Raw genomic sequence first — 18,063 nt, 5'->3', positions numbered from 1 at the left:
CGCTGCGACGAAAACGCTCGGGTGCCGGCCTCAGCTGCGCTGGTGCACCGATACGCCGGCGGCGAAGGTTTCCTTCACGGCGCGATCGTCACCGAGCATGGTCAGGGCGAACAGGCGCTCTTCCAGGCTCCTGGCCTGCTGCATGCGGTAGCTGATCAGTGGCGTGGCGTTGTAGTCCAGCACCAGGAAGTCGGCATCCTTGCCCGGCAGGAAGTTGCCCAGCTTGTCGTCCAGGTACAGCGCGTTGGCGCCGCCCAGGGTGGCCAGGTACAGCGACTTGAAGGGGTCGAGCTTCTTGCCTTGCAGCTGCATCACCTTGTACGCCTCGTTCAGCGACTGCAGCTGGCTGAAGCTGGTGCCGGCGCCGACGTCCGTACCCAGGCCGACGCGGACGCCGTGTGCTTCCAGCTTGTTCAGGTCGAACAGGCCGCTGCCCAGGAACAGGTTGGAGGTCGGGCAGAAGGCCACTGCCGAGCCGGTTTCGGCCAGGCGCCGGCACTCCTCGTCGCACAGGTGCACGCCATGGGCGAACACGGCGCGCGGGCCGATCAGCCTGTGGTGGTCGTAGACGTCCAGGTAACCCTTGCGCTCGGGGAACAGCGCCTTGACCCACTCGATCTCCTTGCGGTTCTCGGACAGGTGGGTGTGCATGTACAGGTCCGGGTACTCGCCGAGCAGCTTGCCGGCCAGCTCCAGCTGCTCCGGCGTGCTGGTCGGGGCGAAGCGCGGGGTGACGGCGTAGTGCAGGCGGCCCTTGCCGTGCCAGCGTTCGATCAGCGCCTTGCTCTCGGCATAGCCGGTTTCTGCGGTATCGGTCAGGTAGTCCGGGGCGTTGCGATCCATCAGCACCTTGCCGGCGATCATGCGCAGGTTGAGCTTGTCGGCTTGCTCGAAGAAGGCGTCCACCGACTGCGGGTGCACGCTGCCGAACACCAGGGCGGTGGTGGTGCCGTTGCGCAGCAGCTCCTTGAGGAAGATCGCCGCCACGTCGCTGGCGTGGGCCTTGTCGGCGAACTGCTGCTCGGTGGGGAAGGTGTAGGTCTCGAGCCAGTCCAGCAGCTGCTCGCCGTAGGAGGCGATCATGCCGGTCTGCGGGTAGTGGATGTGGGTGTCGATGAAGCCGGGGGTGATCAGCGCATCGCGGTAGTGCTGTACCTCGACACCGGCCAGTTTCGGCAGCAGCTCGGCGGCAGCGCCAACCTGGGCGACCTTGCCATTCTCGATCAGCAGGATGCCGTCCTCGAAGTACTGATAGGACTGTTCCACGCCGACCACGGCCGGGTCGGCCAGGCTGTGCAGGATGGCGGCGCGGTAGGCTTTGACGGTATTGCTCATCGTTCGAATCTCATGGGTTGATCAATGCTATGCGCTGGCCACGGGGCGAGCGCGAGCGGTCGTCGCGTCTGCCGGCGGGGAGGCGAGTAGAACTCATGCGTCCCCAGGTGAACAGCGTTGTGGCTGGGGTGCGCCTTGCGCACCGGAAAATCGGGGCAATCAGGAGCGGCGCGACGCCGGCAACAGCCTGGCCACGCTGGATTCGCCTTTCTTGACCTCCTGGCCGGCTGTCTTTTCACCAAACAGGGCGTTGTAGGTGGCGATCACCTCGCCGGCGATGGACACGGCGATCTCCACCGGCAACTTGCCCTTCACCTCGGGCAGACCCATCGGGCAGCGCATGCGTGCCATGAGCGGCTCCTCGAAGCCGCGCTCGCGCAGGCGGTGCTCGAACTTGACGCGCTTGGTGCGGGAGCCGATCAGGCCGTAGTAGGCGAAGTCGCCGCGTTGCAGGATCGCCGCGGTCAGCTCCAGGTCGAGCTGATGGTTGTGGGTCATGACGATGTAGTAGCTGCCGGGCGGCATGTTCTCCACCTCGTCGACCACCTCGTCGTTGACGATCTTCTGCACGTTGGCCGGGATCTGCTCGGGGAACTCGTTCTCCCGCGAGTCGATCCAGCGCACCTTGCACGGCAGGCTGGCCAGCAGCGGCACCAGTGCACGGCCGACATGGCCGGCGCCGAACACGGCGATCTGCGCCTGGGGCTGGCCCATGGGCTCGAACAGCAGCACGGTGGCGCCGCCGCAGCACTGGCCGAGGCTGGCGCCGAGGGAAAAGCGCTCCAGGCGGGTGTCCTGGCTGCGGCTCTCGAGCATTTCACGGGCCATCTGCATGGCCTTGTACTCCAGGTGGCCGCCACCGATGGTTTCGAAGATGCGCTCGGCGGTGACCACCATCTTCGAGCCGGCGTTGCGCGGGGTCGAGCCGCGCTCCTCGATGATGGTCACCAGCACGCAGGCTTCGCCCTTGTCTTGCAGGTCGGCGAGGGCACTGATCCAGCTCATTTGCTCAGCCTCCAGGAAGGCGTGGTCTGTCCCGGGCGCGGCAGGCGCCAGTTGCTCGGCGACGGCTCGAGAATCGGCTCCGGTGCCGGGCGCGCGGGTGGATTGTTCGGCTCGGTGTGTCTTGTCATTGTTGTACACCTGTTGCGTTTTTCGATTGAAGCACTTGTCGTAGGAGCCGGCTTGCCGGCGATCCTGAGGTGCGGATCGCCAGCAAGCTGGCTCCTACAGGTCAGGCCGGCTCGGTCTCGGTGGCACTGGCCGCCTTGGCCTGAGCCTTCAGCTTGCGCATCTGCTCCACCCCCCAGAGCACGCGCTCGGGCGTGGCCGGGGCGTCGATCTGCGGTTGCACCTGGTAGTCGGCCAGGCTGGCCACTGCGTCCTTCAGGGCGCACCAGGCCGCGATGCCGAGCATGAACGGCGGCTCGCCGACGGCCTTGGAATGGAACACGGTGTCTTCCGGGTTCTTGCGGTTCTCCACCAGCTTCACGCGCAGATCGATGGGCATGTCGGCGATGGCCGGGATCTTGTAGCTGGCCGGGCCGTTGGTCATCAGCTTGCCCTTGGCGTTCCACACCAGCTCCTCGCAGGTCAGCCAGCCCATGCCCTGGACGAAGGCACCCTCGACCTGGCCGATGTCGATGGCCGGGTTCAGCGAGTCGCCGACGTCATGCAGGATGTCGCCACGCAGCATGCGGTATTCGCCGGTCAGGGTGTCCACCAGCACCTCCACGCAGGCCACGCCGTAGGCGTAGTAGTAGAAGGGGCGGCCGGCAGCCTTGTCGCGGTCGTAGTAGATCTTCGGCGTGCGGTAGAAGCCGGTCGAGGACAGCGATACCTGGCCGAAGTAGGCCTTCTGGATCATTTCCTCGAACGACAGGAAGTGATCGCGCACCCGTACCTGGCCATTGCGGAACTCGATGTCTTCCGGCGTGACCTTGTAGTCGCGCACCAGGAAGTCCACCAGGCGCTGCTTGATGGTCTCGGCGGCGTTCTTCGCCGCCATGCCGTTGAGGTCGGCACCGCTGGAGGCTGCGGTGGGCGAGGTGTTGGGCACCTTGTCGGTGTTGGTGGCGGTGATCTGGATGCGCTCGATATCGACCTGAAAGACCTCGGCCACGACCTGTGCGACCTTGGTGTTCAGGCCCTGGCCCATCTCGGTGCCGCCGTGGTTCAGGTGGATCGAGCCGTCGGTGTAGATGTGGATCAGCGCGCCGGCCTGGTTGAGGAAGGTGGCCGTGAAGCTGATGCCGAACTTCACCGGGGTCATGGCCAGGCCTTTCTTCAGCACCGGGCTCCTGGCGTTGAAGGCGCGGATTTCCTCGCGGCGTTTGGCGTACTCGCAGCTTGCCTCCAGCTCGGCGGTCATCTCGTGGATGACGTTGTGCTCGACGGTCTGGTGGTAGTGGGTGACGTTGCGCTCGGTCTTGCCGTAGTAGTTGCGCTTGCGCACTTCCAGCGGGTCCTTGCCCAGGCTGCGGGCGACGGCGTCCATCACTTCCTCGATGGCGACCATGCCCTGCGGGCCGCCGAAGCCGCGATAGGCGGTGTTCGAGGCGGTGTTGGTCTTGCAGCGATGACCGTTGATGGTGGCGTTGCCCAGGAAGTAGGCGTTGTCCGAGTGGAACATGGCGCGGTCGACGATGGAACCGGACAGGTCCGGCGAGTAGCCGCAGTTGCCGGCCAGGTCCATCTCGATGCCGTGCAGCAGGCCGTCGTCATCGAAGCCGACGTCGTACTCGACATAGAAGGGGTGGCGCTTGCCGGTCATGCTCATGTCTTCCATGCGCGGCAGGCGCATCTTGGTCGGCCGGCCGGTGAGGTGCGCGATCACCGCGCACAGGCAGGCGGGGCCCGCGGCCTGGGTTTCCTTGCCGCCGAAACCGCCCCCCATGCGACGCATGTCGATGACGATCTTGTTCATCGGCACGCCGAGCACCTCGGCGACCAGCTTCTGCACCTCGGTGGGGTTCTGCGTCGAGGTGTAGACCAGCATGCCGCCATCCTCGGTGGGCATGACCGAGGAAATCTGCGTTTCCAGGTAGAAGTGCTCCTGGCCGCCGATGTGCAGCGTGCCCTGTAGGCGACGCGGGGCGCTGGCCAGCTGGGCAGCCGAGTCGCCGATGCGGTGGGTGTGGCTGGCTAGGACGAAGTGCTGCTTGCGGTAGGCCTCGACCACGTCGAGCATCGGCTCCAGGTCCTCGTACTCGACGATCGCGGCCATGGCCGCCTTGCGCGCGGTTTCCAGGCTGTCGGCGGCCACTGCCAGGACCACCTGGCCGACGTACTCGACCTTGCCGTCGGCCAGCAGCGGGTCGCCGGCGACCACCGGGCCGATATCCAGCTGGCCCGGTACGTCATCCTTGGTGATGGCGATGGCCACGCCCGGAATCTCGTAGCAGGGGCGGGTGTCGATGCGCACGATGCGCGCATGGGCGCGGTCGGACTGGCGCGCGTAGACGTGCAGCTGGTTGGGGAATTCCAGGCGGTCGTCGACATAGACCGCTTCGCCGGATACGTGCTTGTCCGCACTCTCGTGCTTGACGCTGCGGCCCACGCCGCTGGTCATGCCGGCGCGAAACAGTGCGGCCAGCTCTTCCTGGGATTTGTGTTCGATATGACTGGACATCTTCGCCTCCAAAACTTCGCATGCCGCCGGACGGGCCGGCGGCGGATCAATTCACTGCACGCTTACGCGTAAGCGGTAACCCGGGTTTCGATCTCGGGTGACTGCTGTTCCAGGAAGAACTTGCGCAGCAGGTTCTGGGCAGTGAGCAGGCGGTATTCCTTGCTGGCGCGGAAATCCGACAGCGGGGTGAAGTCTTCACTCAGCGCCTCGCAGGCGCGTTCGATCACGCCTGGATACCAGGCCGAGCCGACCAGGGCCGCTTCGCAGGCGCTGGCGCGTTTGGGGATGGCGGCCATGCCGCCGAAGGCGATGCGCGCTTCGCTCACCACGCCGTCGACGAGGGTCAGGCTGAACGCCGCGCAGACGGCGGAGATGTCGTCGTCGAGGCGCTTGGACACCTTGTAGGCGCGGAACGCCTGGTTCGCCTGCTTGCGTGGCACGATGATCTTCTCGATGAACTCGGCTTCCTGGCGAGCGGTCACCTTGTAGTCGAGGAAGTACTCCTGCAGCGGCAGGATGCGCCGGTTGTTGCCCTGGCGCAGGGCAATCTGCGCACCCAGGGCGATCAGCAGCGGCGGGGCGTCGCCGATGGGCGAGGCGTTGCCGATGTTGCCGCCCAGGGTGCCCTGGTTGCGGATCTGCAGCGAGGCGAAGCGGTGCAGCAGCTCGCCGAAGTCCGGGTATTCGTGCGACAGCGCTGCGTAGCAGTCGGACAGCGCGGCGGCGGCGCCGATCTCGATGGCACTGTCGGTCACTTCGATGCGCTTCATGTCTTCGATATGGCCGACGTAGATCATCACCGGCAGTTCACGGTGGAACTGGGTGACTTCCAGGGCCAGGTCGGTGCCGCCAGCCAGCAGGCGCGCTTCGGGGTTGGCGGTATAGAGGTCGGCCAGGTCGGCCACGGTCAGCGGTACCAGGCAGCGCTTGTCGCCACTGTTGAGTTCGGCGGTTTCACGTGGGGTGATGGCCTTGAGCTGGGCGACGGTGTCGCTCTCGAAGGCATCGAACTGGTCCGGTTGCTTCTGGCAGCAGGCCTGCTCGGCGGCGTCGATGATCGGGCGGTAGCCGGTGCAGCGGCACAGGTTGCCGGCCAGGGCCTCCAGCGTAGCGCCCTTGTCGTAGCCGCTGGCGCCTGACGCGGCCTGGTTCTTCTGCAGGGCGAACAGCGACATGATGAAACCGGGGGTGCAGAAACCGCACTGCGAACCGTGGCAGTCGACCATCGCCTGCTGCACGCTGTGCAGCTTGCCCTCGTGCTTGAGGTCTTCGACGGTGATCAGTTGCTTGCCGTGCAGGCTGGAGACGAAGGTCAGGCAGGAGTTGAGCGTGCGGTAGCGCACGCGCTCCCCGATCAGTTCGCCGACCACCACGGTGCAGGCGCCACAGTCGCCGGAGGCGCAGCCTTCCTTGGTTCCGGTCTTGCCGACGTGTTCACGCAGGTAGTTGAGCACGGTGACGTTGGGGTCCAGGGCATGCTCGGTACGCAGCTCCCGGTTGAGTAAAAACTGGATCAAGGACGACCTCCAGGCACTTTATTGTTATGAATCGGTTGGCCGCCAGTGAAATGCACGCGTCGCAAGGCGCTGGCGCGGTTGCCAATAGGGGCAATCTAGAGATTTCTGACTTTTGGGTCAACAAATATTTGACCTGGCGGTCAGCTGTTTGTCATGCGTTTCGGTTATGAGCGGCTGATGCAGAAAGCGTAGCGACTTTCATGCCAGTGAAGGGCGCTGGCACGGGGCCTGGAGAGGGGCCGTAGGGTGAGTGCGGATAGGGTTGCGCGCATGGCGTGCGGTGCAGCAAAACAGCCCCGGGCGCTTGTGCGGCCGGGGCTGGCTGGGGCGAGCGATGCTCAGGTCAGCTGCGATTCGCTCAGCTGGTGTTCCTCGCCGGCGTAGTAGGCGCGCACCTTGGGGTCCATGATTGCGCGCCACAGTGGCGGAAAGAGGGCGAGCACGATCATTCCGGCATAGCCGTTGGGGAGTTGCGGGCTGTCGTCGAAATGGCGCAGTACCTGGTAGCGCCGCTTGGCGTAGGCGTGGTGGTCGGAGTGGCGCTGCAGGTGGAAGAGGAACAGGTTGGTCAGCAGGAAGTTGCTGTTCCACGAGTGATGCGGCGTGGTGCGCTCGTAGCGGCCGTTGTCCAGTTTGCGCCGGTGCAGGCCGTAGTGTTCGACGTAGTTGACGATCTCCAGCAGGGTGAAGGCCATCAGCGCCTGGCCCAGGAAGAACAGTGCGCCCAGCCAGCCGAAGGCCAGGCTGAAACCGAGCAACAGCAGCGCACTGATGGCGTACCACCAGATCAGCTCGTTGCGCCAGTGCAGGGCAGGCAGGCCACGGCGCTGGAGGCGCTCGGCCTCCAGCCTCCAGGCATTGAGGAAGTTGTGCTTGTAGGCATGTGGCAGGAAGGCGTACAGGCTCTGGCCAAACCGCGAGGACGAGGCGTCTTCCGGCGTCGAGACATGCACATGGTGGCCACGCACGTGCTCCACCTTGAAGCCGGCGTAGCACACCGCTGCCAGCAGCAGGCCGCCGGCGTTCTGTTCCAGCGCCGCATCCTTGTGAATCAGCTCGTGCGAGACAGTGATGCCGATGGCGCCCATCACCGTGCCCACCGAGAGTACCCAGCCGAGCTGGCCGACCCAGCTCCAGCCCGCGTAACTGACGAATATCCAGGCGCTCCAGACCAGCATCGCCAGCAGCAGCGGCACCGTCGCCAGGCTCAGCAGGCGATAGTAGCCCTGGGCTTCCAGGGCTGGTACCTGGTCGCGCTCGTCCGGGTTGGCCGGGTCGCGGCCCACGACGAAGTCGAGCAGCGGAATCACGCCGAACACCACCGTGATCACCAGCCAGGCCCAGGCGTCGGCATGAGCGCTGCCCAGCGACCAGTGGTAGCTGAGGGGGATGCCGAGCACCGGGATCAGCCAGATCCAGTAGCCGACCTTCTTCAGGGCGAGCATCCAGTGCGAGGGAAGTCTTTCGAACATGCCGGTCTCCGTCTGATTGTTGTTATGAGCTGACATGTAGGATTGTAGGACAATCAGTTTTTGTGACCATGGCTTCATGGCCGACCTTTAGAACGGAAAGCACATGCCGCGGACGCTTGGCCCGGTAACACCCTGTGTTACACTCGCCGCCAGATTTTCTTGCTTCCGCCCAGCCGTGGCGGGGCCCCCAGACTCGACCGCCTGCCCGCTGTATCGACGCACATAAGGAATGTCATGACGTTCAAGGCCCCGGACAGCCTCGCCGAGCAAATTGCCCACTATCTGGCCGAACGCATCATTCGTGGTGAGCTCAAGGAACGTGAGCGCATCCAGGAGCAGAAGGTCACCCAGGCCCTGAATGTCAGCCGTGGTTCGGTGCGCGAGGCACTGCTGATTCTCGAACGTCGCCACCTGATCGTGATCCTGCCGCGCCGGGGTGCCCAGGTCAGCGAACTGACTGCGCATCACGTCACCAGCCTCTATGCGCTGACCATCGAGCTTTACGCCATGCTGGCCCGCGCGGTGATCGAAGGGTGGAAGGTGGAAACCGACCTGGCGCCGTTCATCGACATCCAGCAGCGCCTGCTGGACAGCCTGCAGCGTGGCGACATCGGCGCCTTCGTCGAGAACAGCTTCGACGTCATGCGCGCGGCCTTTCCCTTCGCCGACAACCCCTACCTGCAGGAAACCCTGGAGAACCTGTTGCCGGCCATCAGCCGCACCTACCACCTGGCGCTGGAGCGCCGCAAAGGCGAGATGGGCCAGTTCATGGGCACCTTCGCCAGCCTGCTGCAGGCGATCGTCGGGCGTGACCACGAGCGTGCCCGCGAAGTCCTGCAGGCCTACGGTCAGCACAACTGCCAGCTGGTGCTGGCGACCCTGGCGGAGCGCTAAGCCCCGATGCGCCTGAAGAGCATCAAGCTGGCCGGCTTCAAGTCCTTCGTCGATCCGACGACGGTCAGCTTTCCCAGCAACATGGCGGCGGTGGTCGGGCCCAACGGTTGCGGCAAGTCCAACATCATCGACGCCGTGCGCTGGGTGATGGGCGAAAGTTCGGCGAAGAACCTGCGTGGCGAGTCGATGACCGACGTCATCTTCAACGGCTCCAACACGCGTAAGCCGGTGACCCAGGCGTCCATCGAGCTGATCTTCGACAACAGCGACAATTCGCTGGTGGGCGAGTACGCCGCCTTCGCCGAGATTTCCATCCGCCGCCGGGTCACCCGCGACGCGCAGAACACCTACTTCCTCAACGGCACCAAGTGCCGTCGCCGCGACATCACCGACATCTTCCTCGGTACCGGCCTGGGGCCGCGCAGCTACTCGATCATCGAGCAGGGCATGATCAGCAAGCTGATCGAGGCCAAGCCCGAGGAACTGCGCAACTTCATCGAGGAAGCCGCCGGCATCTCCAAGTACAAGGAACGCCGCCGCGAGACCGAGAATCGCATCCGCCGCACCCAGGAAAACCTGGCGCGCCTGACCGACCTGCGCGAGGAGCTGGAGCGCCAGCTCGAGCGCCTGCACCGGCAGGCCCAGGCTGCGGAGAAGTACCAGGAATACAAGGCCGAGGAGCGTCAGCTCAAGGCTCAGCTGCTGGCGCTGCGCTGGCAGACCCTGAACCAGCAGGTCGGCAGCCGCGAGCAGGTGATCGGTGACCAGGAGGTGGCCTTCGAGGCCCTGGTGGCCGAGCAGCGCAGTGCCGATGCCAGCATCGAGCGCCTGCGCGACGGTCATCACGAGCTGTCCGAGCGTTTCAACCTGGTGCAGGGCCGTTTCTATTCCGTGGGCGGCGATATCGCCCGCGTCGAGCAGAGCATCCAGCACGGCCAGCAGCGCCTGCGCCAGTTGCAGGACGACCTGCGCGAGGCGGAAAAGGCGCGCCTGGAAACCGAGTCGCACCTCGGCCACGACCGTACCCTGCTGGCCACCCTGGGCGAGGAGCTGGAGATGCTCCTGCCCGAGCAGGAGATGACTGCGGCCGCCGCCGAGGAGTCCGCCGCCAGCCTGGAGGAAGCCGAGACCACCATGCACGGCTGGCAGGAGCAGTGGGACAGCTTCAACCAGCGCAGTGCCGAGCCGCGTCGCCAGGCCGAGGTGCAGCAGTCGCGCATCGCCCAGCTGGAACAGAGCCTCGAGCGCCTGAGCGAGCGTCAGCGTCGCCTGGGCGAAGAATTGCAGCAACTGGCCGCCGACCCCGAAGACGCCGCCATTCTCGAACTGAGCGAACAGCTGGCCGCCGGCGAGCTGGAGCACGAATCCCTGCAACTGGCCGAGGAGCAGCAGGCCGAGCGCCTGCAGCAGTTGCGTGAGGAGCTGCAGCAGGCCGGTCAGGCGCAGCAGCAGGCACAGGGCGAGTTGCAGCGTCTCGATGGTCGCCTGGCCTCGCTGGAGGCGCTGCAACAGGCCGCGCTGGACCCGGGGCAGGGCGCTGGCGAGTGGTTGCGCGAGCAGGGTCTGCAACAGCGTCCGCGCCTGGCCGAAGGGCTGCGCGTGGAGGCCGGCTGGGAGCTGGCGGTGGAGACCGTGCTCGGTGCCGACCTGCAGGCCGTGCTGCTGGACGATTTTGCCGGGCTGGATTTCTCCGCGCTGGAACAGGGTGAGCTGCGCCTGCTCAGCCCCGCCAGGGGCGGCATGCGCAACGCCGGCAGCCTGCTGGACAAGGTGGAGGCGAGCCACGACCTGTCGCCCTGGCTGGCCGGCGTGCGTCCGGTCGAGTCGCTGGAGCAGGCGCTGGCGGCGCGTGCGCAACTGGCCGAGGGCGAAAGCCTGATCAGCCGTGACGGCTACTGGGTTGGTCGGCATTTCCTGCGTGTGCGTCGCGCTGCCGAGGCGGACAGCGGCGTGCTGGCGCGCGGTCAGGAGCTGGAGCGCCTGCAGCTGGAACGCGAGGAGCGCGAGGCGGCGCTGGCGCTACTGGATGAGCGTCTGCTGGGCCTGCGTGACGAGCAGCGTCGTCAGGAAGAGCAGCGTGAGCAACAGCGTCGCCAGGGCCAGGAGCTTGGCCGCCAGCTGGCCGAGCTGAAGGCGCGGCTGTCCGCCAGCCAGGCCAAGGCCGAGCAGCTGGGGCTGCGTCGCCGTCGTCTGCACGACGAGCTGCAGGAAGTGGCCGAGCAGCGTGAGTTGGAGCAGGAGCAGCTCGGTGAAGCGCGTCTGCACCTGCAGGATGCGCTGGATACCATGGCCGAGGACAACGAGCAGCGCGAGAGCCTGCTGGCCAGCCGTGACAGCCTGCGCGAGCGCCTCGACCGGGTGCGTCAGGAGGCCCGCCAGCACAAGGATCATGCCCATCAGCTGGCGGTGCGCCTCGGCTCGCTCAAGGCGCAGCACGACTCCACTCGCCAGGCGCTGGAGCGTCTGGAAATGCAGGCCGAGCGCCTGCACGAGCGGCGCGAGCAGCTGTCACTGAACCTGGAGGAGGGCGAGGCGCCGCTGGAAGAGCTGCGCATCAAGCTCGAGGAACTGCTCGAACGGCGCATGGCGGTGGACGAGGAGCTGCGTCAGGCACGCCTGACCCTGGAAGATGCCGATCGCGAACTGCGCGACGCCGAGAAGCGTCGCAGCCAGGCCGAGCAGCAGGCGCAACTGCTGCGCGGCCAGCTGGAGCAGCAGCGCATGGACTGGCAGTCGCTCAACGTGCGGCGCAAGGCCCTCGCCGATCAGCTCGCCGAGGACAATTACGACCTGCACGGGGTGATCGCCACGCTGCCGGCCGATGCCACGGAGAGTGCCTGGGAAGAGGAACTCGAGCGCATGGCCGCGCGTATCGCGCGCCTTGGGCCGATCAACCTGGCGGCGATCGACGAGTACCAGCAGCAATCCGAGCGCAAGCGTTATCTGGATGCGCAGGATGCCGATCTGGTCGAAGCGCTGGAAACCCTGGAAAACGTCATTCGCAAGATCGACAAGGAAACGCGCAATCGTTTCAAGGAAACTTTCGATCAGATCAATGGCGGTTTGCAGGCACTCTTTCCAAAAGTTTTCGGTGGCGGCAGTGCTTATTTGGAACTCACCGGCGAAGATTTACTCGATACCGGTGTAACCATCATGGCGCGGCCCCCGGGCAAGAAGAACAGCACTATCCATTTGCTCTCCGGCGGAGAGAAGGCGTTGACCGCCCTGGCACTGGTGTTTTCCATCTTCCAGCTCAATCCGGCGCCGTTCTGCATGCTGGACGAAGTGGATGCGCCGCTGGACGACGCCAACGTGGGTCGTTATGCGCGCCTGGTCAAGGAGATGTCGGCAACGGTGCAGTTCATCTACATCACCCACAACAAGATCGCCATGGAAATGGCCGATCAATTGATGGGGGTTACCATGCACGAGCCGGGCTGCTCGCGTCTGGTGGCAGTGGATGTCGAAGAGGCACTGGCGATGGTGGAGAGCTGATGCGTCTGCCTGTGTAAAGTTGCCTTTCGTCGTGCTAGCTTATTGCCCACTTTTGTTACACGCGGAAAACGTCAGACAGAACATGGAGTTGGCGCCGTGTTTTATAGTCGAGTCAGGGTCCGATTGATTGGATCTTTTTTTCACCAGAATTTTTAAGGGTCAGGTATTTCATGGAATTCGGTCTGCGCGAGTGGCTGATCGTTATTGGCATCATCGTTATCGCTGGCATTCTGTTCGACGGCTGGCGTCGCATGCGCGGTGGCAAGGGCAAACTCAGGTTCAAACTGGACCGCAGTTTCGCCAACATGCCGGATGACGACAGTGACCCGGATCTGCTCAGCCCGCCGCGGGTGGTTCAGCGTGACCTCGAACCGCAGCTGGATGAAGACGACCTGCCCTCGATGAGCGCCAAGGACCTACCGCGCCGTCCGCGTAACGAACCGCAGCAGGGCGACCTCAACCTGGCCGTCGACGAGCCGGTACCGACCCTGCTCAACCCGGTCGATGACGAGCCCGTCGAGCCGAAGAAACCCGTCAAGCCGGCTGTCGATGCCGCGCCGGTCGAGGAAGTGCTGGTGATCAACGTGGTTGCCCGCGATGACGTCGGCTTCAAGGGGCCGGCGCTGCTGCAGAACATTCTCGAGAGCGGCCTGCGCTTCGGCGAGATGGACATCTTCCACCGTCACGAAAGCATGGCCGGCAACGGCGAGGTGCTGTTCTCCATGGCCAACGCGCTCAAGCCGGGCACCTTCGACCTCGATGACATCGAAGGCTTCAGCACCCGCGCCGTGAGTTTCTTCCTCAGCCTGCCCGGCCCGCGTCATCCCAAGCAGGCCTTCGACGTCATGGTTGCGGCAGCGCGCAAGCTGGCCCATGAGCTGGGCGGAGAGCTGAAGGACGACCAGCGCAGCGTGATGACTGCGCAGACCATCGAACATTATCGCCAGCGCATCGTCGAGTTCGAGCGCCGGCAGTTGACCCAGAAACGCTAAAGAGCAGCGGCAAGCTGCGAGCCTCAAGCTCAAGCCAAGCGCTTGGCTTGGGGCTTTTTTGTTCTTGCCGCTGCAAGTTTGTCGCTTGAGGCTTTATCTGCAATGACCGACGTCGCCCAACGTATATCCGCACTGCGCCAGGAACTGGACGCGCACAACTACCGCTATTACGTGCTGGACGAGCCCAGCGTGCCAGACGCCGAGTACGACCGCCTGTTTCGCGAGTTGCAGGCACTGGAGGCCGAGCACCCGGAACTGGTGACGCCCGATTCGCCGACCCAGCGCGTCGGCGGTGAAGCCCTCGGCGCCTTTGGCGAGGTGCGTCATGAGGTGCCGATGCTCAGCCTCGGCAATGCCTTCGAGGAAGACGACCTGCACGCCTTCGACCGCAGCGTGCAGAGCGGCCTGGGCCTGGCCGGCGGCGACCTGTTCGGCGGCGGTGCCGAGGTCGAGTACAGCTGCGAGCCCAAGCTCGATGGACTGGCGGTGAGCCTGCTCTACGAGAACGGCCAGCTGGTGCGTGGCGCTACCCGTGGCGACGGCAGCACCGGTGAGGACATCAGCAGCAACGTGCGTACCATCCGCAACGTGCCGCTCAAGCTGCAGGGCGAGGGCTGGCCGCAGGTGCTGGAGGTGCGCGGCGAGGTGTTCATGCCCAAGGCCGGTTTCGAGGAACTCAATGCGCGCCAGGCCGAGACTGGCGGCAAGACCTTCGCCAATCCGCGCAACGCGGCCGCTGGCAGCCTGCGTCAGCTCGACCCGAAGATCACCGCCAGCCGTCCGCTGGAGTTCTGCTGCTACGGCGTCGGGCAGGTCAGCGGTGAGCTGGCGGGTACCCAGGTGGCCATGCTGCAGCAACTCAAGGCGTGGGGCATTCCCATCAGCCGCGAGCTGAAGCTGGCCAGGGGCGTGCAGGATTGCCTCGCTTACTACCGCGATATCGGCGAACGGCGCATGAGCCTGGCCTATGACATCGATGGCGTGGTGTTCAAGGTCAACAATATCGAGGATCAGCAGCAGCTGGGCTTCCGTGCACGTACGCCGCACTGGGCCATCGCTCACAAGTTCCCCGCGCAGGAGGAGCTGACCGAGCTGCTCGACGTCGAGTTCCAGGTCGGCCGCACCGGCGCGGTGACGCCGGTGGCGCGGCTCAAGCCGGTCAAGGTGGCGGGTGTGATGGTAGCCAATGCCACCCTGCACAACATGGACGAGGTGGCGCGCCTGGGGGTGATGATCGGCGATACGGTGATCATCCGCCGTGCCGGTGACGTGATCCCGCAGGTGATGGCGGTGGTGCCCGAGCGCCGCCCCGATGATGCGCGACCGGTGCATATCCCCGAGCAGTGTCCGGTGTGCGGCTCGGCGGTGGAGCGTACCCAGCTGATCAAGCGCAGCAAGGGCAAGGAAAGCGTCAGCGAAGGTTCGGTGTACCGCTGCGTCGGTCGCCTGAGCTGCCAGGCGCAGCTCAAGCAGGCGATCATCCACTTCGTCTCGCGCCGCGCCATGGATATCGACGGCCTCGGCGACAAGACCATCGAGCAACTGGTCGACGAAAAGCTGATCGCCTCGCCGGCCGACCTGTACCAGCTGACCTTCGAGCAGATCATCGGCCTGGAAGGCTTTGCCGAGGTGTCCAGCAACAAGCTGCTGGCGGCCATCGAGGCCAGCAAGCGACCGACGCTGGCACGTTTCATCTATGCCCTCGGCATTCCCGATGTGGGCGAGGAAACCGCCAAGGTGCTGGCGCGCTCGCTGGCATCGCTGGCGCGGGTGCGCCAGGCGCTGCCGGAAGTGCTCACCTACCTGCCGGACATCGGTCTGGAAGTGGCGCATGAGATCCACAGCTTTTTCGAGGACGCGCACAACCAGCAGGTCATCGACGCGCTGCTCGGTGCCTGTGGCCTGCAGTTGCAGGAGGAGGGCGAGCTGAGCGCCGAGTTCAGTGCCGTCGCCACCCTCGGCGGCATGCTCGACAAGCTCAATATTCCCAGTGTCGGTCCGGGTGCGACGCAGAAGCTGGCCGAGCGTTTCGGCAGCCTGGAAGCGGTGCTCGGCGGTGACTGGCTGGACATGCGCCAGACGCTGCCGGAGCGGCAGGCCAAGGCCGTGCGTGAATTCTTCGACGGCGAAGGCAACGCTCAGCGCGCCCGTGCCATCGAACAGCAGCTACGTGACTTCGGCATGCACTGGGAAAGCGAGAAGAAGGTCGTCGAGGGGCTGCCCCTGGCCGGGCAGACCTGGGTGCTCACCGGCGCATTGACGGTCAATCGCGATGTGGCCAAGGACAAGCTCGAAGGGCTTGGCGCCAAAGTGGCGGGCTCCGTGTCGGCCAAGACCCATTGCGTGGTGGCCGGGCCTGGCGCCGGATCGAAGCTGGCCAAGGCCAGCGAGCTGGGGATTCAGGTGCTGGACGAAGCGCAGTTCCGCAATTTCCTGCGTGACAAGCACCAGATCGAACTGGATTGACACCGTAGGGTGGATGGCGCTTTTTCCATCCACCAGGGCGATGGATCGGTTGTGGATGGCCCTGCGTGGCGGTGGATCGGTGAAGCGTGATCCACCCTACGGTAGGGTGGATGACGCTTTTTTCGTCCACCAGGGCGATGGAGCGGTTGCGGATGGCCCTGCGTGGCGGTGGATCGGTGAAGCGTGATCCACCCTACGGGTGGCTGGATGATGCTCTTTTCATCCACCAGGGCGATGGATCGGTTGTGGATGGCCTTGCGTGGCGGTGGATCGGTGAAGCGTGATCCACCCTACGGGTAGGGTGGATGACGCTCTTTTCATCCACCAGGGCGATGGAGCGGTTGCGGATGGCCTTGCGTGGAGGTGGATCGGTGAAGCGTGATCCACCCTACGGTCTGGACTGGACGAAGTGCAGGTGTCGAACGCTGAACCTGTAGGAGCCGGCTTGCCGGCGAGCTGATCGGAGAAGCATCGCCGGCAAGCCGGCTCCTACGAAAAGCTTGGCGTCAGCCGGCGAAGCGCTGGTCGAGGTAGGCGATGATCGCCTTGGACTCGTACAGCCAGGTGCTCTGGCCGTTTTCCTCGATGCGCAGGCACGGCACCTTGATGCGTCCGCCCTGTTGTTCGAGGGTCTGGCGATGCTGGGCATCGTTCTTGGCGTCGCGCAGTTCCACCGGCAGGTTCAGGCGATGCAGGTTGCGGCGTACCTTGACGCAGAACGGGCAGGCATGGAACTGGTACAGCGCCAGGTCGGCAGTGGCCTGTTCGACCTGGGCCTGAGCCTCGGGGCTGCGCGCCAGCTTGCGCGGACGGCTGATCCAGTCACCGAACACGACCAGCTGGCCCAGGCCGATGCGAAGGGCTTTTAGCAACATTGTCTCTACTCCTGAAATGCGCACGGCCGTTCACGCGGGTGAACGGCCGTGGTTGTCCGCCGCTTAGCGAACCAGATTGAGGAACTCGCCACGGGTGGCCGGGTTCTCGCGGAACTCGCCGAGCATCACCGAGGTGACCATGGAGGAGTTCTGCTTCTCCACGCCGCGCATCATCATGCACATGTGCTGCGCTTCGATCACCACGGCGACACCCAGGGCGCCGGTGACCTGCTCGATGGCCTCGGCGATCTGCCGGCTGAGGTTTTCCTGGATCTGCAGGCGGCGGGCGAACATGTCGACGATGCGGGCGACCTTGGACAGGCCCAGCACCTTGCCATTGGGGATGTAGGCGACATGGGCCTTGCCGATGAACGGCAGCAGGTGATGCTCGCACAGCGAATACAGCTCGATGTTCTTCACCAGCACCATCTCGCTGTTATCGGAGCTGAACAGCGCACCGTTGGTGACCTCTTCGAGGGTCTGCTCATAGCCGCGGCAGAGGTACTGCATGGCCTTGGCGGCGCGCTTGGGGGTATCCAGCAGGCCTTCGCGAGAGACGTCTTCGCCCAGTTGGCCGAGGATGGCGGTGTAGTGTTGTTCCAGGGACATGGAGATTCCTGTTGGGTATCGAATGGCGCAGGGTAGGGCGCGAAACGGGGCCTGACAAGTGCGTCAGGCGCCTGGAGGGCACCTCCGCCGACTCCCTGCGTCGTTTAAGACAGGCTGGCAGGCCAGCCCGGTCGAATGCTCATTTGCTGCTCGTGCACTGCGAGGGCCTCGTCTGCGCCTCGCGGGCGGTCAATGCCCGTTCACTCGTCGCGGCCATCCATCATCGTGCGCTTGAGCATCACGTACACCGCGCCGGTACCGCCGTGCTTGGCCTGGCAGGACGTGAAGCCGAGCACCTTGGGGTGCTGGCGCAGCCAGGTGTTGACGTGGCTCTTGATCATCGGCTTGCGCCCGTCCATGCGCACCGCCTTGCCGTGGGTGACGCGCACGCAGCGGACTTCCAGCCTGGTGGCCTCGGCAAGAAACTCCCACAGGGTATCGCGGGCTTTCTCGACGCTCATGCCGTGCAGGTCGAGGCTGCCCTCGAAGGCGATCTGGCCCAGCTTGAGCTTGCGCATCTGGCCGTCCTGCACGCCATTGCCGGCCCAGTACAGCGGGTCTTCGGCGCCGACGTCGATGACGAACTGATCGGAAAGGCCGTCCACCTTGGTTTCGCCCTGGCTGATGGTCGCTGCCTGGCGCAGGGCCGTGAGCTGCTTGCGATCGGGTTTGGGTTTGCCGGTATCGGCGCGGTCGTGCTTGAGCGGCTTGACGCCACGCAGCTCGGCCTGGAACAGGGAAAAGTCGTCGTCTTGCATCGATGGCTCCGCGAAACAG

At 65.0% G+C, this 18,063-nt stretch carries 13 protein-coding genes; 4 read left to right on the top strand and 9 right to left on the bottom strand.

Translation table 11 applies throughout. The annotated features are described in order from the left end of the window. Positions 1–30: 30 nt before the first annotated feature. From guaD to E4487_RS15775, 6 genes are all read right to left on the bottom strand, one after another. Positions 31–1,335 carry a guanine deaminase gene (guaD, locus tag E4487_RS15795; protein ID WP_175253817.1) on the bottom strand — a complete coding sequence of 435 codons (1,305 nt, stop codon included), beginning with the start codon at positions 1,333–1,335 and terminating at the stop codon, positions 31–33. 159 nt (positions 1,336–1,494) lie between these two features. After that, complete coding sequence (xdhC, locus tag E4487_RS15790; protein WP_047588650.1) at positions 1,495–2,340, bottom strand: xanthine dehydrogenase accessory protein XdhC; 846 nt, start codon at positions 2,338–2,340, stop codon at positions 1,495–1,497. Further along, positions 2,337–2,468: a hypothetical protein gene (locus E4487_RS24575; protein WP_256662971.1), complete on the bottom strand. Its 132-nt coding sequence runs from the start codon at positions 2,466–2,468 to the stop codon at positions 2,337–2,339. The genes xdhC and E4487_RS24575 overlap by 4 nt, the downstream gene beginning before the upstream one ends. Before the next feature lie 101 nt (positions 2,469–2,569). Continuing rightward, positions 2,570–4,966: a xanthine dehydrogenase molybdopterin binding subunit gene (gene xdhB, locus E4487_RS15785; protein ID WP_175253816.1), complete on the bottom strand. Its 2,397-nt coding sequence runs from the start codon at positions 4,964–4,966 to the stop codon at positions 2,570–2,572. A 62-nt stretch (positions 4,967–5,028) separates the two neighbouring features. After that, complete coding sequence (gene xdhA / locus E4487_RS15780) at positions 5,029–6,483, bottom strand: xanthine dehydrogenase small subunit (RefSeq protein WP_175253815.1); 1,455 nt, start codon at positions 6,481–6,483, stop codon at positions 5,029–5,031. Between the two features lie 338 nt (positions 6,484–6,821). Beyond that, positions 6,822–7,955, bottom strand: coding sequence for an alkane 1-monooxygenase (locus tag E4487_RS15775; RefSeq protein ID WP_150605672.1), 1,134 nt, complete (start codon positions 7,953–7,955; stop codon positions 6,822–6,824). A gap of 234 nt (positions 7,956–8,189) precedes the next feature. Between E4487_RS15775 and E4487_RS15770 the strand changes: the two genes are divergently transcribed. From E4487_RS15770 to ligA, 4 genes are all read left to right on the top strand, one after another. Beyond that, on the top strand, positions 8,190–8,849 hold the full coding sequence (locus tag E4487_RS15770) for a GntR family transcriptional regulator (RefSeq protein WP_134675554.1): 660 nt from the start codon (positions 8,190–8,192) through the stop codon (positions 8,847–8,849). Between the two features lie 6 nt (positions 8,850–8,855). After that, positions 8,856–12,344 (top strand): chromosome segregation protein SMC, encoded by a 3,489-nt coding sequence (gene smc / locus E4487_RS15765; RefSeq protein ID WP_175253814.1) that lies wholly within the window; start codon positions 8,856–8,858, stop codon positions 12,342–12,344. Positions 12,345–12,514: 170 nt separating this feature from the next. Next, complete coding sequence (gene zipA / locus E4487_RS15760) at positions 12,515–13,336, top strand: cell division protein ZipA (protein ID WP_175253813.1); 822 nt, start codon at positions 12,515–12,517, stop codon at positions 13,334–13,336. Between the two features lie 102 nt (positions 13,337–13,438). Beyond that, on the top strand, positions 13,439–15,802 hold the full coding sequence (ligA, locus tag E4487_RS15755) for an NAD-dependent DNA ligase LigA (protein ID WP_175253812.1): 2,364 nt from the start codon (positions 13,439–13,441) through the stop codon (positions 15,800–15,802). A 506-nt stretch (positions 15,803–16,308) separates the two neighbouring features. Here ligA and E4487_RS15750 read toward each other — a convergent pair. The 3 genes from E4487_RS15750 to E4487_RS15740 form a co-directional block, all read right to left on the bottom strand. Further along, entirely contained in the window at positions 16,309–16,677 is a 369-nt protein-coding gene (locus E4487_RS15750; RefSeq protein WP_047591510.1) for a glutathione S-transferase N-terminal domain-containing protein, read from the bottom strand. Positions 16,678–16,740: 63 nt separating this feature from the next. After that, positions 16,741–17,286 (bottom strand): GTP cyclohydrolase I FolE, encoded by a 546-nt coding sequence (gene folE / locus E4487_RS15745; RefSeq protein ID WP_037050603.1) that lies wholly within the window; start codon positions 17,284–17,286, stop codon positions 16,741–16,743. A 200-nt stretch (positions 17,287–17,486) separates the two neighbouring features. After that, positions 17,487–18,044, bottom strand: a complete 558-nt coding sequence (locus E4487_RS15740) for a Smr/MutS family protein (protein ID WP_175253811.1) — start codon at positions 18,042–18,044, stop codon at positions 17,487–17,489. Between the last annotated feature and the right edge of the window lie 19 nt (positions 18,045–18,063).

The organism is Pseudomonas sp. BMW13, assembly GCF_013357275.1.
Taxonomy (GTDB): Bacteria; Pseudomonadota; Gammaproteobacteria; order Pseudomonadales; family Pseudomonadaceae; genus Aquipseudomonas; species Aquipseudomonas khazarica.
Note: the sequence above shows the minus strand (reverse complement) of the source record. Positions and strands in the feature narration are given on the sequence as shown.